Raw genomic sequence first — 841 nt, forward strand, 5'->3', positions numbered from 1 at the left:
GCTATCCGTTACCGTCCAGGTTACTGTCGTATCTCCTAATGGGAAAACTCCAGGTGCATCATTGGTTACACTAGCCACTGCACAATTATCTGAAGTCGTTGGTGTACCTAAAGCAACACTACTGGCTGTACATAGACCAGCATCAACATTTACATTTACTGTAGCTGGACAACTGATTGTTGGATCAATGTTATCAGTTACGGTTACGGTTTGCGTACAGGTAGCGGTATTACCAGAGCTATCGGTTACGGTCCACGTTACTGTTGTATCTCCTAGTGGAAAGGTTACTGGTGCATCGTTAGTGACACTAGCCACTGCACAATTATCTGAAGTCGTCGGGGTACCTAAAGTAACACTACTGGCTGTACATAGACCAGCATCAACATTTACATTTACAGTCGCTGGACAACTGATCGTTGGATCAATAGTATCGGTTACTGTTATTGTTTGGGTACAAGTCGCAGTATTACCAGAGCTATCGGTCACTGTCCACGTCACTGTCGTATCTCCTAGTGGGAAAACTCCCGGTGCATCGTTAGTGACACTTGCCACTGCACAATTATCTGAAGTCGTTGGGGTACCTAAAGCAACACTACTCGCAGTACATAAACCAGCATCAACATTAACATTTATTGTGGCGGGACATGCAATTACCGGATCGATATTATCAGTTACAGTTACGGTTTGCGTGCAGGTAGCGGTATTACCAGAGCTATCCGTTACCGTCCAGGTTACTGTCGTATCTCCTATCGGGAACACTCCAGGTGCATCGTTGGTTACACTAGCCACTGCACAATTATCTGAAGTCGTTGGTGTACCTAAAGCAACACTGCTTGCAGTA

General features: G+C 45.3%; 1 protein-coding gene. It reads right to left on the reverse strand.

Features of this window, described 5'->3' with window-relative positions; all coding sequences use genetic code 11:
* Positions 1-789, reverse strand: a 789-nt coding sequence (locus ATO12_RS26680) for an HYR domain-containing protein (protein WP_394331733.1), incomplete at its 3' end; no start/stop codon positions are given.
* Between the last annotated feature and the right edge of the window lie 52 nt (positions 790-841).

The organism is Aquimarina atlantica, assembly GCF_000626715.1.
Taxonomy (GTDB): Bacteria; Bacteroidota; Bacteroidia; order Flavobacteriales; family Flavobacteriaceae; genus Aquimarina; species Aquimarina atlantica.